The sequence below is a fragment of the Wolbachia endosymbiont of Madathamugadia hiepei genome, assembly GCF_013366855.1.
Lineage (GTDB): Bacteria > Pseudomonadota > Alphaproteobacteria > Rickettsiales > Anaplasmataceae > Wolbachia.
Genome location: NZ_WQMP01000179.1, coordinates 1 through 1,610 on the forward strand (window position 1 = coordinate 1; position 1,610 = coordinate 1,610).

At 34.2% G+C, this 1,610-nt stretch carries 2 protein-coding genes; one reads left to right on the plus strand and one right to left on the minus strand.

Annotation, left to right across the window (positions count from 1 at the left end):
• The coding region (locus GO685_RS05165) for an ABC transporter permease (RefSeq protein ID WP_175937860.1) at positions 1–1,037 on the minus strand (1,037 nt) is incomplete at its 3' end.
• Positions 1,038–1,150: 113 nt separating this feature from the next.
• Between GO685_RS05165 and trhO the strand changes: the two genes are divergently transcribed.
• Positions 1,151–1,610 (plus strand): oxygen-dependent tRNA uridine(34) hydroxylase TrhO (gene trhO, locus GO685_RS05170; protein ID WP_458695296.1); only part of this gene is annotated, 460 nt, incomplete at its 3' end.

A 1,610-nucleotide genomic window follows, 5' to 3' on the forward strand; every position in this document is an offset into this window, starting at 1 on the left:
ATTATTGCAATGCTAATCGAGATTAGCGCGGTAACAAATGATAAACTAAAGCTATTTGCTATTATGCTATAGAATCTTGCCTCATATATGAAAAATCCCTTCTCTATACTCCAATATATCAGTGGAATAATTGGTAAAGCAAAGCCTATTAATATCGGCAATACACACATGATATAAGCAAAGATCAATGGCACAGTACCATTTATACTGCGCTTGTTGTGGTAGTCTGAATTAGTACTGATTGCAGAATAGGAGATCCCCCTTTTTTGCAGGATTTTTTCAATAGTTATTAGTGTTGCAATGAAGATCAATTCTGCAACTGCTAAAACAGTAGTTGAATATTTATCATGCAGCAAAAACCAGGTGCGATATACTCCTGTTGTAAAAGTGTCAATTGCAAGAAACTGCGGTGTACCAAAATCCGTAATTACTTCCATTAGCACCAAGGATAATCCAGCTATAATTGATGGACGTATAGAGGGTATTATGACAGAAAACAAGCTCTGCAGTGAGGAGAACCCAAGTGTCGATGCAATAGTAACTGAGTTGCTAACGTTCCTTAGACTTGAGCGGACCAATATGTAAACGTATGGATATAAACTGAATCCCATCACTAATATTCCACCACCTAAAGATTTGATCTCGGGAAACCAATAATCGCCTTTGCTCCACTCTAAAATTTCTCTTAACAAACTCTGAATCGGACCTGAAAACTCTAGCGTGTTTACATAGACAAACGCTACTATATATCCAGGAATCGATAACGGAAAAAATAAAGCAATCTCACAAATTCTACTCCCAGGAAATGAAAAAAATGTGGTGAGCCACGCTGGTATCACTCCAAATATAAAAGATATACTTCCAATTCCTATCATCAAGATTAACGTATTCAGTATGTATTCAGGAAAAAGTGTACTGATTACCCACCCAGAATCTGCCGATTTTGTAAATAGAATCGATATTAACGATAATATAGGGCAAATAAATAATATACTTACTAGAAATAAGAATATATTTTTAAATATTCTTAAAAACATTAAATTCAATCCATACTTAATATTAAAATGTTATATACAAAAGCTGAAGATATCCAGAGTTGAATATCTTTATAATTTTATATATTATATTCTAAGTTGATAAGTTAATAATCATGAGCTTTGTCATAGCAACTTTCTACCATTTTGTAGAACTCTTTAACTATTATGACATGAAAGATGAAATAAAAGCTGCATGCGATGACGTTGAGCTGAGGGGTACTATACTCCTTGCAGAGGAAGGCATCAACGCAACCATATCCGGTGGAAGAAGCGCAATTGATAAAACATTTGATTTTCTACGTTCTGATTATAGGCTGAAAGATCTTACGTGGAAAGAAAGTGCAGCAGAATATCAACCATTTAGTAAGATGAAAGTGAGGTTAAAAAGAGAAATTGTAAACCTCGGTGTAGACAATCTCGATATTTCTCTTAGAGGCAAATATGTTGATCCAGAGTATTGGGATGATTTTATCTCTCGACCTGACGTTTTAGTAATAGACACACGAAATGAGTACGAAGTAAAATTAGGCAAGTTTAAAAATGCAATTAACCCAAATACTCAATGTTTTCATG